Source organism: Roseinatronobacter sp. S2 (assembly GCF_029581395.1).
Lineage (GTDB): Bacteria > Pseudomonadota > Alphaproteobacteria > Rhodobacterales > Rhodobacteraceae > Roseinatronobacter.
This window is the reverse complement of the sequence record NZ_CP121113.1, coordinates 1,088,127-1,103,400: the sequence shown is the minus strand read 5'-3', so window position 1 is coordinate 1,103,400 and position 15,274 is coordinate 1,088,127. Positions and strand designations below refer to the sequence as shown.

Below are 15,274 nucleotides of genomic sequence, written 5' to 3'. Positions count from 1 at the left end.
AGGCTGACATTAATGTAAGCAGCGTCCAAAATCCGAAGGTCCATGCGTGGACATGATCTGCGTCACACGGCGTTGCCTTAGCCGAAATCAACACCTTCGTTCTTGACTTTGCCGCGACCCATGGCGCGACGCCTGCGACCCTGGGCTACAAAGGATATGAATATGCCTGCTGCACATCGGTCAATCACGTGGACTGCCACAAGAAGCTGCTCCCAAAAGCTTGAACTATCAGCACTCCATAATCCGACACCGAAGGCAAGTATCACGAACTGGCACTCGCTGCACCCCCACGAACGAGCAGGCTGGGATCCTTGCCGACTTGCGGCGATGCAGCATGCTGATTAACACGCGGCTGGCAGCAATGCGGGACATTGCTGCTGTTTGGGTTTCCCCTTTCTCAACGGTTCGGCCTTCCGTTCTTGACGGGAAGCCTGTCGCGCCCCATGGTCCGGCGCTATGGACAGCGCCGACAATCTCTCGAAGTGCCTAGTGCTGAACACGGTTTCGGCCGCCCGCGTCCTGTTGCGTCGGTATGATCAGCGGCTGAAGGCGCATGGCGTGACGGTGCAGCAGTTCGCCCTGCTCTCCGCGATCCGGTTTCACCCATCCGAGCCGGTGGCAGCGTTCGCGCAGAAGGTTGCGCTGGATCGCACCAGCCTGACGCGCAGCCTTGATCTGCTGGAGAAAAAGGGCCTCGTGCGCCGGGTGGCGGGGAGCGGGAATGCCCGGCTTTGCGCCCTGACCGAGGCCGGAGACCTGTTGCTGGATTCCCTGCATGGCGAATGGCTGGCGGCGCAGAATGAGCTGACCTCTCGGGTGTCAGAAGCCGAGGCGGATACCTATCTGCGGGTCGCCAGAGCGCTTTCCGAGGAGTGATGCCTGCACTGAGGGGTTGAGTCCGATCAGTATAGTGTATATGCACAGTGCAATTGCACATGAAAGGGCGCCCGCCATGCTGGATCCGATTGTTGTAACTGGCCTTGGGGCTGTCACGCCGCTTGCCTCCGGCGTTGAGGCCACCTGGCGGCGTCTGCTGGCAGGCGAAAGCGGGATCAGGTTGAACCACCGCTTCGATACCGAGGGCTGGAAATGCCGGATCGCCGGACTGGTGCCTTCAAAAGCCGAGGCAGAGGATGGCTTCGACCCCGAGGCAGCAATGTCACTGCAGGAACTCCGCAAGACCGATCTTTTCATCCATTACGCCATGGCCGCAGCCGATGAGGCGCTGCGTCAGGCGGGATGGCATCCGCGGGATCAGGCGGCTCGCTCGCGCACAGCGACCCTGATTGGCACCGGGGTCGGTGGCGTTCCCGCGATTACCGGCGCAACCGAGACCATCCGCACTGCAGGGGTGCGCAGGCTGTCGCCTTTCGTTGTGCCGTCTTTCCTGCCGAACCTCGCGGCGGGCCAGATTTCAATCCGCTACGGCTTCCATGGACCCTCGGGCGCGCCCGTCACTGCCTGTGCCGCCTCGGCCCAGGCCATCGGCGACGCCATGCGGCTGATCCGCAGCGGCGAAGCCGATATTGCGCTTTGCGGTGGGGCCGAGGCCTGTGTAGATCCCGTCGCAATCGGTGGGTTCACGGCGGCGCGGGCACTGTCTTTCGGTTTCAATGACGATCCGGCTCATGCATCGCGCCCCTTCGACAGTGCGCATGATGGCTTTGTGCTTTCCGAGGGCGCGGCGATGCTGGTGATCGAGCGGCTCAGCCATGCAAGAGCGCGCCGAGCGACCCCGCTCGCCGTGCTCTCCGGCTATGGCACCACCACTGACGCTCATCACGTTACAGCCGGTTGGGAGGACGGCCGCGAGGCTGCCCGGGCGATGGAAATGGCCATGGCCATGGCCGGGCTGGAGCCGGAGCAGATCGGCTATGTGAATGCCCATGCCACATCGACGCCGGTGGGGGACGCGGCCGAGCTCGCGGCGCTGGAGAGGGTCTTCGGCCCGAATGGCGGCGGTGTCCCGGTCAGTTCAACGAAATCGGCGACCGGGCATATGCTGGGGGCCGCCGGGGCCATTGAGGCGGTGTTCTCGGTGTTGGTGCTGCGCGATCAACTGTTACCAGCCGGACTCAATATCACCGATCCGATGGAAACAGCGGCAGGTTTCGATCTGGTTCGCGGCAGGGCACGCGCCGCCGGGTCGAACCATGTACTGTCAAACGCCTTCGGCTTTGGTGGTGTGAATGCGGCGTTGGTCTTCAGCCGGGTTGAGGTCTGACATCATCCTTTCCTGCTCACGTTCGGCGAACGGCGGCTAAGGCCTCAAACCGGGATTTTGCCGCATTGTCCAAGAAGGTCCGCTGTCATTCAACGCGGTCAAAGCGACTTTCTGTAGACAACAAACCCGGTGTTCGTTGCAATCGTGTCATACAGCCTCATTGCGGTCTGGTTCGAAGAATGGGTGTGCCAGTAGACTCCAGTCGTCCCAGCGATCTTTGATCTCTCATAGAATTCTGCAATCAGTCGGCGCCCAATACCTTTACCCCGCATCGATGCTATCGAAAACAAGTCCTGAAGATAGCAGGTGTTCTCGATCGTGATCATGTTGCGATGGAAAATGAAATGCGCCAGCCCAACCGGCTGATCTTCATACTCGGCAATCAAACAATGCACCGGCTCACGTGGGTCCAAGAGCCGACGCCACGCTGTCACGACAATCTCATCGGAGAGCGCCGTGGCGCCGGTCCTTCCGTAGAACGCGTTGTACTGCTCCCACAGTAGCCGCCATTGGTCAAAATCGGTTTCGATGACATCTCGAACATGGATTTCGTTTTCCACGTCATTTGTCCTTTGCATGAGACTTCCTGATTCCTGCATATGCGCCAACATTTCCAAGAGGAACCCCCTAACGGCCATTCATCCTGATCGCGAAGGTCATCGACAAAAAGCCAGGTTTTGGATCATCCTGTGCGGTTCGATGCGAATTGCCTTTGATAGGCAAGCGGCGTCTGCCCGTATGCATTGAGGAAAGCGCGCCGCAATGTCTCCGGGCTGCCGATGCCGGACCGGCGCGCAACCTCCGAAACCGACAGCCGCCTGTCCAGCAGATCGCGCGCGAGGTCGCAGCGCATGGCCTTGATGGCGGCCTGCGGGGTCTGGCCCGTGATCCGCCGGTAATGCCGCGAAAAGCTGCGCGTGCTCATACCGGCACGTTCGGCCAGTATCTCCAGCGTCAGGGGACGGTGCAGATTTCCCGCCATCCAGCCATGCAGCGCGGCAAAGGGACCGGATTGCGACTGACGCTCCAGCGGCGCGCTGAACTGCGCCTGATCCCCCGGACGCTTGAGGAAGACAACAAGCTGGCGCGCAACGGCCAGCGCCGTGGCATGCCCCAGATCGTCCTCCACCAGAGCCAGACAAAGATCGATCCCGGCGGTCACGCCCGCCGATGTCCAGATGGCGCCATCGCGGATGAATATGGGTTCCAGATCAAGCCGCACCTGCGGAAACCGCGCGCTGAACTCCGGACCCCGCTGCCAATGCGTCGCCGCGCGCCGCCCATCAAGCAGGCCTGCGGTTGCCAGCAGGAAGGCACCGCTACAAACGGATGCAAGCCTGCGCACCACGGCGGCGCGGGTGCGGATTTCCTTGATCAAGGCTGCGTCCCGACAAGCCGCTTCTGTCCCCTGCCCTCCGGCGACGATCAAGGTATCGGGCGGCACATCAACAGCGCTGAGCGGCGCGGCGGATATAGACAGCCCGGACGATGTTGTGATCATCGGTGCTGGCGCGATGACGCGCGCGCGATACGGGGTGGGGCGCCCGTCAAGCGCTGCCAGATCATTGGCCGTGGCAAAGACCTGTAACGGGCCGGTCACGTCCAGAACCTGACAGCCCTCAAAGGCAAGAATGTCGATTGAAAGGGCCATTTTGGCGTGATCCGAGGTAAAATTGGCGACCCGGCCAATATGGGCCGTGCAATATGATCACGTCAATCATCAGCGGAGCGCGCCCATGCATATCGGTTTCCTCGTCTTCCCCGGCATCCAGCAGCTTGATCTTGGCGGACCATATGAGGTCTTTGCCGCTGTCCCGGGAGTTACTGTAAATCTGATCTGGAAAGACACCGCCCCTTTAAGGTCCTCCAGCGGGTTCTGGATTACCCCGACAGTGACATTCGATACCTGCCCCACCCTTGATCTGATCTGCATTCCCGGCGGGGGCGGTGTGAACCCGCTGCTGACCGACGATGTTGTCCTGCAATTCGTGCGCAATGCCGCCCGGTCCTGCCGCCTTGTGACGTCTGTCTGCACCGGATCACTGGTTCTGGGCGCGGCGGGCCTGCTTGCTGGCAAACGCGCAACGTCACACTGGAATGCGGTGGATCTGCTGGATCATTTCGATGCCATTCCGACCGCTGGCCGGATCGTGCGCGACGGGGCGATTGTGACGGCGGGGGGCGTGACGTCGGGCATCGACTTCGGCCTTGAAATCATCGCCGATCTGTTCGGACGGGATACGGCAGAAATCGTGCAGCTTGGGCTGGAATACGATCCTGCGCCACCATTCACTTCAGGAACGCCACAGAGCGCCCGCCCCGAGATACTGGCCGGCAGCCGTGACCGCCTGTCAAAGTCCCGCGCGGAGCGTGAGGCGATTGTCGCGGCCCTTGCGGATAGCCGGTAATGCTGAGGACGAGGTATTGACCGGATTACGTCTTGAGATCGGAACTTGTATTGGCGGCACTGAACCTTGACTAGCCGAGGTTCAAATTGGCCTGACATGGACTTGCCAGATGATCTTCCTCTCGCCGTCCCAACTATACGGGCACCCATGGCCGACGTTTTCACCCTGGCCATGGGTGCCGCCGTGGCGAAGGCCGGTGCCCCGGGCTCTCTTGGGCTTGGAGCGTCCACACCAGACGCAGCGTGGACGCTATCCGCGAAACCCGCGATCTCCTCTATGCCATCGCGTCTGCGGCACAGCGCAGCGCCTATTGGGTCAAACCAAACTCGACGATCTTATCGGCCAGCTCCTCAATCCCGTCGATCGTGCGCATTGAAGGGTTCATCGCCTTGGCGCGCATGACGAAGTAATGCCCGGCCTGCACGGCAGGGATCTGGCTGGCAACCGGGTCACGCGTCAGAAACGCGATCTTGTTTGCGGCATCGTCGCCCTGATTGAACCGGCGATCCATGCCGGCCAGGACAATCACAGAAGGGCCGGATCTGGCGATTGTCTCCCAGCTGACCCATGGCCATTCATCGTCAGAGCTGATGACATTGCGCGCACTCAGGCTGCTCAGCATATAGGCAGGGGCACCATTGCTGCCCGCGACCGAAGCGTCCACGTCAATCTCGGGACTGGTGAACCAGAACAGCACAGGCACATCTTTCGCCTTCGCGGCGCGGGCAATCGCCGCAGCTTCGCGTGCCTTCAATCCGGCGATCAGCGCAGCACCCCGATCCTGCACATCAAAGATGGCGGCAAGGTCCGTGATCGCATGATAGACCTGATCCATTGTGAACGGCTCTATTCTTTTGCCATTGCCGCCCGAGGAATTGTCCTTCCCCGTGCAATCCATCGGGGCTTGCCATGTCTGTATTCCCAGATCCGCGAATTGCCCAGGCGTGCCAACCGCACCCTGAGGGCCGACATGCCACTCGAATTCTGTCAGCACCAGCGAGGGTTTGACACTGACCACAGATTCGAAGCCCGGGGCCTCGTCAGCGAGGCGGGGAATACCGGCATTTGCAGCCTGAAACGCTTCGGGCAACGGTCCAAGCCAGACGGCAGTTCCGGCGATCCTGTCGCCCAGATCCAGCGCAAACAGGATCTCATGGACGGCTTGCCCAAGGGAGACCACCTTCTCAGGTGGCTCTTCAAAAACAAGTGTTCTGCCACAATTCTCAATCGTCAGCGGATAGTCAGTCGGGTTGGCCTGTGCGGCGCCTGACATCAGAGACGATGAAACCAGCAGAGCGGCAAAAGCTGGGTAAATTTTCATGGGCTGTCCTTTCAATGTGGTTTTTCTGCGATCAGGATGAAACGACGGTAGACCCGTGTGCGCAGGCGATTGCGCAAACCCTGGTTGGCGCGTTGTGCCCTGGCGATGGGATCGTGCGGAATCTTCCGGACATCGGCAAAACCCGCCTGCTGCAACACAGGTGCAATCCGGGCAAAAGTCAGTCCTTGCGAGAACGGCAACCGCCGCATGATACCGGCGTGGCGCACGCTCAGGGCGCCGTCATAGTAAGGATCGGGGGCAATCTGCTCCCACCGGGCCAGAATCCACGCCGCCAGCCGCCCGGAAGGGCGCGGCCGTGTCCAGTCGCCATCGTAAACCAGCAGTCGCCCACCGGGGCGCAAAACCCGGAACCATTCGGCAAATGCAGCTTGCGGGTCGGTCAATGTCCAGACCAGATGGCGACACAGAATCGCATCAAAACTTGCCTCCGGCTCCATCGTGTTCTGCGCATCGGCCAGGATGAAGCGAAGGCGCGGCTTGCCGGCATGTTTGGCCCGCGCCACTGCCAGCATCTGTTCCGAAAAATCCAGTGCTGTCACATCATGGCCCAGACCATGAACAAGCTGCGTCACCTCTCCCGTCCCGCAGGCCAGTTCCAGCACGCGCGCGGGCGCAGCCCCCAGATGTGCCATCGGTGCGGCCCATGCGGCAGCCTCTGGCCCCGGCGCGATATGATGCCCGAAAGCCAGATCAAAGGTCTGCGCGCGCCGCGACCAGTAATCGCGAATATCCTCGACCAGATCATGGTTTGCTGTCACTGTGCCGCGGCCTTCAAAATCGTTTCGAACCGTTCACGGGCGCGTTCCGGCAGGTCTTGCGGAAGCGCGCGCGCAGTTGGTTCACCAACCTCGATCAGCATCACCATTCCCATAGCATAATGCGGGGTGCATTTGATGCCATAGAGGCCGGGTTCGGTAAGGGTGACGGTAAAATCCTCGTTGATCCGGCTTCTGAAGGGCTCTGCACCTGCCGGGATCATGGTGGCAATCGTTTCGGCATTATGGCCGGACTGGGTGGGGATAAACCGAACGCTGTCGCCCGGTTCGATGTTCAGGAATTCGGGTTCATAGATCATCGGCCCATGTTCGTTACGCGAATACATCTTGACTTCATGGGTCTCGGCCAGGGCGGGGCTGACGGCCAGCCAACCGAGGAAAAATGCGGCTAAGTATTTCATGAAGACTCCTCCAGATTGTGAAAACGGAAAATCGTGGCATTGTCGGCGGGATCGCAGAGCGGCGTCGCGCGGACGCGGAAAATGGCGGCCATCCGTTGCGGTGTCAGAACATTTTGCGGGGGGCCACAGGCGACAAGATGACCGTCCTGCATCACCCCCAGCCGGTCGCAGGCCATGGCCTGATTCAGGTCATGCAGCGCCATGACGACCGTGACAGGCAGGCGGCTGATCAGGCGCAGCAGGGAAAGTTGATGATGGATGTCCAGATGGTTCGTCGGCTCGTCCAGCATCATCAGGCGCGGTCGCTGGGCCAGCGCGCGGGCAATATGCACACGCTGGCGCTCCCCGCCGGACAGGGTTGACCATGCGTGGCTTGCCATGTCGCGCATTCCGACGGCACTTAGCGCCTCATCCACGATCATCGTATCCGTCGGGCCGAAGGGCGCTAAAGCCGACAGCCACGGCGTGCGGCCAAGTTCAACCGCATCGCGGACAGTGAGCGCTTCAGAAGTGTCAGCCATTTGCTCGACAATGGCGATCCGTTGCGCCACCTCTCGCCGGGTCAGCGCCGTGATGGGCTGGCCATCCAGCAACACCGTTCCTTGCGCGCGTGGGACCAGCCCGGCCATCAGACGCAGCAGTGTGGACTTGCCCGATCCGTTCGGTCCCACAAGGCCAAATGTCTCGCCGGGTTGGATTGCCAGCGACACCGCATTGACGATCCGGCGGACGCCAGCGTTCCACCCGAGATCATGGGTTTCAAGTCTCAAAGCCGCCTCCTGTTGCGGATCAGGATGATTGCAAAGCCGGGCGCGCCGACCAATGCTGTCACAACGCCGATGGGCACCACCTGCCCCGGGATCAGGATGCGCGATACGATATCGGCGGCGATCAGGAACACCGCCCCCGCCAGAGCCGATGCCGGAACCAGCAGGCCATGCCGCGACCCGACGACAAATCGCATCGCATGCGGGATTACCAGTCCGACGAAGCCGATAGAACCGACAAGGCTGACCATTGTGGCGGTCATCAGCGTGACTGCCCCGATCAACACGATCTGCACCTGACGCACCGAAATGCCGAGCGATGCCGCTGAAGACGCACCGAAGGAAAAGGCGTCCATCGCGCGGGTGAACCACAGGCAGGCGAGAAGCCCAAACCCTGCGGCAGGCGTGGCCAGCCACACATCCGGCCAGCGCACGCCCGACAGGTTACCCAGAAGCCAGAACATGATGCCGCGTGCCTGTTCTGCATTGGCAGATTTCGCGATGAAGAAAGATGTCAGCGCATTGAAAAGTTGTGATCCGGCAATACCTGCCAACACCAGCTGCGCCGATCCGCCACCCGCCGCGCGCGCCAGTGCCGCGACCAGCACAAAGGCCAGCGTCGCACCCCCAAACGCCCCGGCTGATATGCCGATGGCGCCGCCACCCAGACCAAGAATTGTGACCGCAACAGCACCGGTTCCCGCCCCGGCAGACACACCCAGAAGATAAGGATCGGCCAGCGCATTGCGCACAAGCGCCTGCAGCACGACCCCCGAAAGCGCAAGCCCTGCACCGCAAGCTGCAGCGACCAGTGTGCGCGGCAGGCGGTAACTCCAGATAATGCCGGCATCAATCGGGTCGACAACGAACCCGGCGTTCCACAGGTTGTTTGCAAAGACAGCGCCGACCATGGCCAGGGACAGTGGCGTTTCGCCGATGACGACACCGGCAAGGATCGCCACCAGAAGAATGGCCGCTCCCGAGACGCCCCAGTACGCGACGGGACGCAGGGCTGAACTGGCGGGAGCGGCCTGCATCGTCATTGCAGATCAGCCCCTGCCAGTGCTTCGGCCAGCGTTTCGAGCGCTGCGATATTGCGGATCGACGGGTCCATGCTATGGGCGTCCAGAATGACGATCCTGTCCTTCGTGACGGCATCCATCAGGCTGACGACAGGATCACTGCGCAGGAATTCCAGCTTATTGTCGATATCATCGGCGTCGAAACGGCGCCGTTCCATCCGGGCGGCGACAATGACAGTCGGGTTGGCGCGCGCGATGGATTCCCAGCTTACGACAGGCCATTCCTCATCGCTGCGGACCACATTCTCAAGTCCAAGCGCATGCATCATATAGGCGGGCGCGCCCCCCTGCCCCGCGACATAGGGGTCGATATCCATTTCGGCAGAGGAGAACCAGAATACCGCAGAGGCGCCATCAAGATCCAGCGCCTGTGCTTTTTCAATCGCGGCCGCCTCGCGCGCTCTCAGATCTGCAACCAGCGCTTCGCCCCGCTCACTGACATCGAAGATCTGCGCCAGTTCCATGATTCCCTGATAGAGGCTGTCCATCGCATACATCTCAAGCCGGGTGCCATCAGACCCGGCAGTGTTATCCTTGCCAACGCAATCGGCAGGCAATGTATAGGTCGGGATACCAAGATCCGCGAATTGTTCGCGGGTTGCGACAATTCCCTGCGCGCCGACATGCCATTCATACTGCACGGCCACCAGTCCCGGACGCTTGGCCACGACGCTTTCAAAACTCGGGTCATTATCGGCCATCCGCGCGATACCGGCATTCAACACCTCGAATTCTGGCAGGACATCCGTAAACCAGACAGATGTGCCCTGAACCTTGTCGCCAAGGCCCAGTGAATACAGGATTTCGGTTGCGGCCTGTCCGACAGTGACCACGCTTTCGGGCGCAGCATCAAATGTGACTTCAACCCCGCAATTGGTCAGCGTTAGGGGGTAGACGGTGTCGGCTTGCACGGGAAGTGCAAGCGAGAGGGCAGCGCAGCTGGCTGCCGCAAGTGATCTTCTGAACATGGGTCGTCTCCAAGAGATAATACGACCGGAGACAGGGAGGGATTGCCGACCCATGGGCTGAATGCCGTGACTGCCGGACTGGCAGGTGCAGGTGTTCTGGCTATGACGGCCATGAAAGGACGTCTTTGGGAATTAATCATTCGACACCTCTCCGGACACCCCGCCCGGTTCGCGTTGCTACATTGTCGGCAGGTCTCCTGACTGACGGGTCATCACGGACAGCGACCTTCCCATGGCAATTGCCACAGTGGTATTTCGCTGCACGCTCGCCGCCTACAGTTGCGGGGGCAGTTCCGTTTCACCGGCGAACCGGCGACGGATTCCCTTTTGATTCCTTGCGGAAACCGACGCCACATCCGTATGCGCAAAATTTACTGGCTGCAAGCGTTCTGTTTCTACATTCCGTAGTTGAAATCTATATATTGACATCCACGCGCCCCCTACCCCAATATGCAGTTGCTTTGGTGCCCGCGACTCCTATCACGGGCTAAGAGGGAAGCCGGTGCGATTATCAGGTCAAATCCGGCGCTGCCCCCGCAACTGTAAGCGGCGAGTGAAGCTGACATGCCACTGGGGGAACCCCTGGGAAGGCCAGCCGCGCATCGACCCGCAAGCCAGGAGACCTGCCAGAGCGCGAGAGATGACGACCGAAGGCGGAGGGCCTTGGGGGCGCGCATGACAGACGGTTTGCCGCAGGCAGCCGCCGGTCCGGTGTCCCTTGCCCAGCACAATGAAAGGGACCAGACCATGACCATCACCGTTTATTCCAAACCCGCTTGCGTGCAATGCACTGCAACCACGCGCGCACTGGAAGCGCGCGGCCTTGATTACAATGTGATCGACCTGACCAGGAATGACGATGCCATGACCCGCGTGACAGAACTGGGCTACCGGCAGGTTCCCGTCGTTGTTGCGGGCACAGACCACTGGGCAGGGTTCCGCCCCGATCTGATCAGCCGACTGGCCTAAGCGGTGGGGCTTGTCTACTTTTCTTCGCGGTCCGGCAATACTGCCCGCTTTGTGCAGGCACTTGGCCTGCCTGCGGCCAGAATTCCGGTCGGGGCCGGGGACGCGATGCCCCATCCCGACAAGCCCTTTGTTCTGATTTGCCCGACCTATGCCGATGGCGCGGGGAATGGCGCGGTCCCGAAACAGGTGATCCACTTTCTGAACGACCCCGCCCGCCGCGCCCTGATCCGTGGCGTTATCGCTGGCGGCAACCGCAATTTCGGCGCGACTTTTGCGCTGGCGGGCACCGTGATCGCGCGCAAATGCAATATACCCGTGCTCTACCGGTTTGAACTTGCAGGCACGCAAACCGACATCGCCCGCGTCCGCGACGGGCTGCAAAAAATTCTGGGAGATGGAATGCTTGACAACAGCCTGACGGACGCGAAAGCGCCGACACTTGATTACCACGCACTGAACGCAATGCTGAACCTGTATGATGATCAGGGGCATATCCGGTTTGATGCCGACCGGATGGCCGCGCGGCAGTATTTCCTGGGCCATGTCAACCAGAACACAGTGTTCTTCCACAGCCTTGACGAGAAGCTGGGGTATCTGGTGGATGAAGGCTATTATGAAGCGCAGGTGCTGGAGCAGTATCCGCGCGCTTTCCTGCACCAGATATGGGACGCCGCCTATGCGCGGAAATTCCGTTTTCCCACCTTTCTGGGCGCGTTCAAATATTACACGTCCTACACGCTGAAAACCCGCGACGGGAACCGTTACCTTGAACGCTACGAGGACAGGGTGGTGATGGTCGCACTGACGCTGGCGCGCGGCGATCAGGCGCAGGCCATGGCGTTCATGGAAGAAATCATCGCAGGCCGGTTCCAGCCCGCAACCCCCACCTTTCTGAACGCTGGCAAGAAAAGCCGGGGCGAGTTGATTTCCTGCTTCCTGCTGCGGGTCGAGGACAACATGGAATCCATCGGCCGCGCCATCAATTCGTCTTTGCAACTGTCCAAACGCGGCGGCGGTGTGGCCCTGATGCTGACCAATATCCGCGAGCATGGCGCCCCCATCAAGGGGATTGAGAACCAGTCATCGGGCATTATTCCGGTGATGAAATTGCTGGAGGATTCGTTTTCCTATGCCAACCAGCTTGGCGCACGCCAAGGGGCGGGCGCGGTCTATCTGAATGCCCATCACCCCGACATCCTGCGCTTTCTGGACACAAAACGCGAAAACGCGGATGAGAAAATCCGCATCAAGACACTAAGCCTTGGCGTGGTCATTCCAGATGTGACATTCGCATTGGCCAAGCGGAATGAAGACATGTACCTGTTTTCACCCCATGACGTGGAAAAGGTCTATGGCGTGTCCTTCTCGGATATTTCGGTCACTGAAAAATATGACGAAATGGTCAGCGACAAACGCATCCGTAAGAAAAAGATCAACGCGCGCGCCTTTTTCCAGACGCTGGCGGAAATCCAGTTCGAGTCCGGCTATCCCTATATCATGTTCGAAGACACGGTGAACCGCGCCAACCCCATCGCGGGGCGGATTTCCATGTCGAACCTGTGTTCGGAAATCCTGCAAGTGTCCGAAGCGTCGGAATTCAATGACGATCTCAGCTATCGTCATCTTGGCACGGATATTTCCTGCAATCTGGGGTCGCTGAATATCGCGGCAGCCATGGACGGGCCGGATTTCGGCACAACCATCGAAGCTGCAATCCGCGCGCTGACTGCCGTGTCGGAAATGTCAGCCATCGAAAGCGTGCCATCCATCCGCCGCGGCAATGATGAAGCGCATGCCGTTGGGCTTGGCCAAATGAACCTGCACGGGTTCCTTGCGCGCGAGCGTATTCATTACGGCAGCCCCGAAGGCGTTGACTTTACCGGGGTTTATTTTGCGACAGTCGCCTATCACGCGCTGCGCGCGTCAAACGCCCTTGCGCGCGAAAAAGGGCGCAGTTTTGCAGGCTTCGCGCAGTCAAAATACGCTGACGGGTCGTTCTTTGCGAAATACACCACCCGCGACTGGCTGCCCGAAACCGAAACCATCCGTGCGCTGTTCGACCGTTCCGGGATTGTCCTGCCGACACGTGCCGACTGGGCCGCCCTGAAAGAAGCCGTGATGCAGGACGGGCTGTATAACCGTAACCTGCAAGCCGTGCCGCCGACCGGATCGATCAGCTATATCAACAACTCGACCTCCTCGATCCACCCGATCGTGTCGAAGATTGAAATCCGCAAGGAAGGCAAGATCGGCCGCGTCTATTATCCCGCGCCGTTTATGACCAATGACAATCTGGAATTCTATCGCGACGCCTATGAAATCGGCCCTGATGCGATCATCGACACCTATGCGGCAGCGACCGAGCATGTCGATCAGGGCCTGTCGCTGACGCTGTTCTTCCCCGCCGAGGCAAGCACCCGCGACATCAACCGCGCGCAAATTCTGGCGTGGAAGAAGGGCATCAAGACCATCTACTATGTGCGCCTGCGCCAGACCGCCCTTGAAGGGACGGAAGTGCAGGGCTGCGTTTCCTGCGCGCTGTGAAACGGGCGAAAAACCAGCGCACATTCTTCCTGAAATCTCTGCGAGGCCCGCTATGAAAGATACCATCGACACCCGCGCCATTCCCCGCGCGATCAACTGGAACCGCCTTGAAGATGACAAGGATCTGGAAGTCTGGAACCGCCTGACCGTCAATTTCTGGCTGCCCGAAAAGGTGCCGCTGTCCAATGACGTGCAAAGCTGGGCCACCCTGCGCCCCGAAGAACAGGCCCTGACCATTCGTGTGTTCACCGGCCTGACATTGCTGGACACGATCCAGAACGCGATTGGCGCGCCTGCAATGCTGCCTGATGCGCAGACCCCGCATGAAGAAGCGGTGCTGACCAATATCGCCTTCATGGAGGCCGTGCATGCGCGGTCTTATTCATCCATCTTCTCGACACTGTGTTCGACCAAAGAAGTGGACGAGGCATTCCGCTGGTCCGAAGAAAACCCGCATCTGCAAGCCAAGGCGCGGCTGATCCTTGACGAATATCAGGCGGGTGCAGACCCGCTGAAGCGCAAGATCGCCAGTGTATTCCTTGAATCCTTCCTGTTTTATTCGGGCTTTTATCTGCCGATGTACTGGTCAAGCCGCGCCAAGCTGACCAACACCGCCGACCTTATCCGCCTGATTATCCGCGACGAGGCAATCCACGGCTATTATATTGGCTACAAGTTTCAGCGTGCCGCCGAACACCTGTCCGAGGGGGAACGCGCCGCGCTGAAGGATTTCGCCTTCGCGCTGATGTTTGACCTTTATGAGATTGAGGCCCGCTATGCCGAGGAACTTTATGACGGCATCGGCCTGACCGAGGAAGTGAAGGCTTTCCTGCATTACAATGCCAACAAGGCGTTGCAGAACCTTGGCTATGAGGCGCTGTTTCCCCCTGCCGCCTGCGAGGTAAACCCCGCCATCCTTGCAGCCCTCAGCCCCGACAGCGAAAACCACGACTTCTTCTCTGGCTCTGGGTCGTCCTATGTGATCGGCAAAACCGTCGCGACAGAGGATGCAGACTGGGATTTCTGACCACCGGATCGGAGCATACGCTTTTGCATGCGCGACTGACAGAATTCATGTTCTTCAGCCGGTTTCAAACGGTTAAGCAGCACAGAGTCTTTTGTTGAACCGAACCTTGTGTGGTGACGTCAGTGTGCCCCGGCAGAGAGAGTCGTCGCGGTGCTTTTACGTCGGAATACCCCGTGTCACGGAAACCGCCGCTGAGTGATGGCCTGCACGACGTAGGAGTGCAATCTCGACACGATTGTTGCAACGTTGCATATTGGCAGGAGCGGCAAGATTAGACAATGGAAGACAAATGAATTTGTCCGAGCAGGCAGAAGAGATTTTCTCTGGGTTTGGACGGAGGTTCAATCTCATATGCGAGCGAAAAACTTATGACGATGGCGACATTTGTGTTGTTTATGATCGCCAAATTGGTTTGCAAGAGAAAGTTTGGATGTGTTTTGGGAACATTGATGAAATCTCGTTTGGCGTCGGTGAGTTTTTCGGCGGTAGTGCCTTTCCTTGTCCAGAAGCTTTCGATGGTTTTATTGAAGATATGGACGGTATCCTCTCCGGTCGATATCGCATTCGTTACGGCTGGTTTAGGTCGGTTCTCGAAGAACCATTCGACAAAACCTGGAAGATTAGGGAAAGGTATTCAGGGCCAACGTGGAACGGGTTTCGGTTCAAAGTTTTCGCGAACACGCCTCAATGAGAAAGATCCGCTAACAGCAGCAAAGCGCTCACGGTTGATCGTCGCCTTCACTGGAGCGAACGACCGCTCTTGCCC

The 15,274-nt window shown here is 59.6% G+C and carries 15 protein-coding genes and 2 riboswitches; of the genes, 7 read left to right on the top strand and 8 right to left on the bottom strand.

Translation table 11 applies throughout. The features are described 5' to 3' along the window. Positions 1-456 precede the first annotated feature (456 nt). Positions 457-876, top strand: coding sequence for a MarR family winged helix-turn-helix transcriptional regulator (locus P8S53_RS05120; protein ID WP_277806078.1), 420 nt, complete (start codon positions 457-459; stop codon positions 874-876). 76 nt (positions 877-952) lie between these two features. After that, positions 953-2,224 (top strand): beta-ketoacyl-ACP synthase II, encoded by a 1,272-nt coding sequence (gene fabF / locus P8S53_RS05115; RefSeq protein WP_277806077.1) that lies wholly within the window; start codon positions 953-955, stop codon positions 2,222-2,224. Between the two features lie 98 nt (positions 2,225-2,322). Here the strand turns inward: fabF and P8S53_RS05110 are convergent, their stop codons facing one another. Then, positions 2,323-2,835: a GNAT family N-acetyltransferase gene (locus tag P8S53_RS05110; protein ID WP_277806682.1), complete on the bottom strand. Its 513-nt coding sequence runs from the start codon at positions 2,833-2,835 to the stop codon at positions 2,323-2,325. Between the two features lie 71 nt (positions 2,836-2,906). Continuing rightward, positions 2,907-3,875, bottom strand: a complete 969-nt coding sequence (locus tag P8S53_RS05105; RefSeq protein ID WP_277806076.1) for a GlxA family transcriptional regulator — start codon at positions 3,873-3,875, stop codon at positions 2,907-2,909. 85 nt (positions 3,876-3,960) lie between these two features. On the opposite strand from P8S53_RS05105, the gene P8S53_RS05100 reads away from it, so the two are divergent. Then, positions 3,961-4,632, top strand: a complete 672-nt coding sequence (locus tag P8S53_RS05100; RefSeq protein WP_277806075.1) for a DJ-1/PfpI family protein — start codon at positions 3,961-3,963, stop codon at positions 4,630-4,632. 307 nt (positions 4,633-4,939) lie between these two features. On the opposite strand, the gene P8S53_RS05095 is transcribed toward P8S53_RS05100, so the two are convergent. From P8S53_RS05095 to P8S53_RS05070, 6 genes are read right to left on the bottom strand one after another with little or no spacing between them, the layout of a single operon-like run. Then, a complete protein-coding gene (locus tag P8S53_RS05095; RefSeq protein ID WP_277806074.1) occupies positions 4,940-5,953 on the bottom strand; it encodes an ABC transporter substrate-binding protein in 1,014 nt (337 codons plus the stop codon). 11 nt (positions 5,954-5,964) lie between these two features. Further along, positions 5,965-6,732 carry a class I SAM-dependent methyltransferase gene (locus P8S53_RS05090; RefSeq protein ID WP_277806073.1) on the bottom strand — a complete coding sequence of 256 codons (768 nt, stop codon included), beginning with the start codon at positions 6,730-6,732 and terminating at the stop codon, positions 5,965-5,967. Further along, entirely contained in the window at positions 6,729-7,151 is a 423-nt protein-coding gene (locus P8S53_RS05085; protein ID WP_277806072.1) for a pseudoazurin, read from the bottom strand. Before P8S53_RS05085 ends, P8S53_RS05090 begins: the two co-directional genes overlap by 4 nt. Continuing rightward, positions 7,148-7,921 (bottom strand): ABC transporter ATP-binding protein, encoded by a 774-nt coding sequence (locus P8S53_RS05080; protein ID WP_277806071.1) that lies wholly within the window; start codon positions 7,919-7,921, stop codon positions 7,148-7,150. The genes P8S53_RS05085 and P8S53_RS05080 overlap by 4 nt, the downstream gene beginning before the upstream one ends. Beyond that, on the bottom strand, positions 7,918-8,955 hold the full coding sequence (locus P8S53_RS05075) for an iron ABC transporter permease (protein WP_277806681.1): 1,038 nt from the start codon (positions 8,953-8,955) through the stop codon (positions 7,918-7,920). Before P8S53_RS05075 ends, P8S53_RS05080 begins: the two co-directional genes overlap by 4 nt. Before the next feature lie 2 nt (positions 8,956-8,957). Beyond that, on the bottom strand, positions 8,958-9,968 hold the full coding sequence (locus P8S53_RS05070; protein WP_277806070.1) for an ABC transporter substrate-binding protein: 1,011 nt from the start codon (positions 9,966-9,968) through the stop codon (positions 8,958-8,960). A 169-nt stretch (positions 9,969-10,137) separates the two neighbouring features. Then, positions 10,138-10,332, bottom strand: a riboswitch (cobalamin riboswitch). Between the two features lie 81 nt (positions 10,333-10,413). Beyond that, a riboswitch (cobalamin riboswitch) is annotated at positions 10,414-10,614 on the top strand. Between the two features lie 101 nt (positions 10,615-10,715). Between P8S53_RS05070 and nrdH the strand changes: the two genes are divergently transcribed. The 4 genes from nrdH (at position 10,716) to P8S53_RS05050 (ending at position 15,199) form a co-directional block, all read left to right on the top strand. Beyond that, positions 10,716-10,937, top strand: a complete 222-nt coding sequence (nrdH, locus tag P8S53_RS05065) for a glutaredoxin-like protein NrdH (protein ID WP_277806680.1) — start codon at positions 10,716-10,718, stop codon at positions 10,935-10,937. Between the two features lie 3 nt (positions 10,938-10,940). Further along, complete coding sequence (nrdE, locus tag P8S53_RS05060) at positions 10,941-13,481, top strand: class 1b ribonucleoside-diphosphate reductase subunit alpha (protein WP_277806069.1); 2,541 nt, start codon at positions 10,941-10,943, stop codon at positions 13,479-13,481. A 52-nt stretch (positions 13,482-13,533) separates the two neighbouring features. Then, on the top strand, positions 13,534-14,508 hold the full coding sequence (gene nrdF, locus P8S53_RS05055; protein ID WP_277806068.1) for a class 1b ribonucleoside-diphosphate reductase subunit beta: 975 nt from the start codon (positions 13,534-13,536) through the stop codon (positions 14,506-14,508). A gap of 289 nt (positions 14,509-14,797) precedes the next feature. After that, on the top strand, positions 14,798-15,199 hold the full coding sequence (locus P8S53_RS05050) for a hypothetical protein (protein ID WP_277806067.1): 402 nt from the start codon (positions 14,798-14,800) through the stop codon (positions 15,197-15,199). Positions 15,200-15,274: the final 75 nt, after the last annotated feature.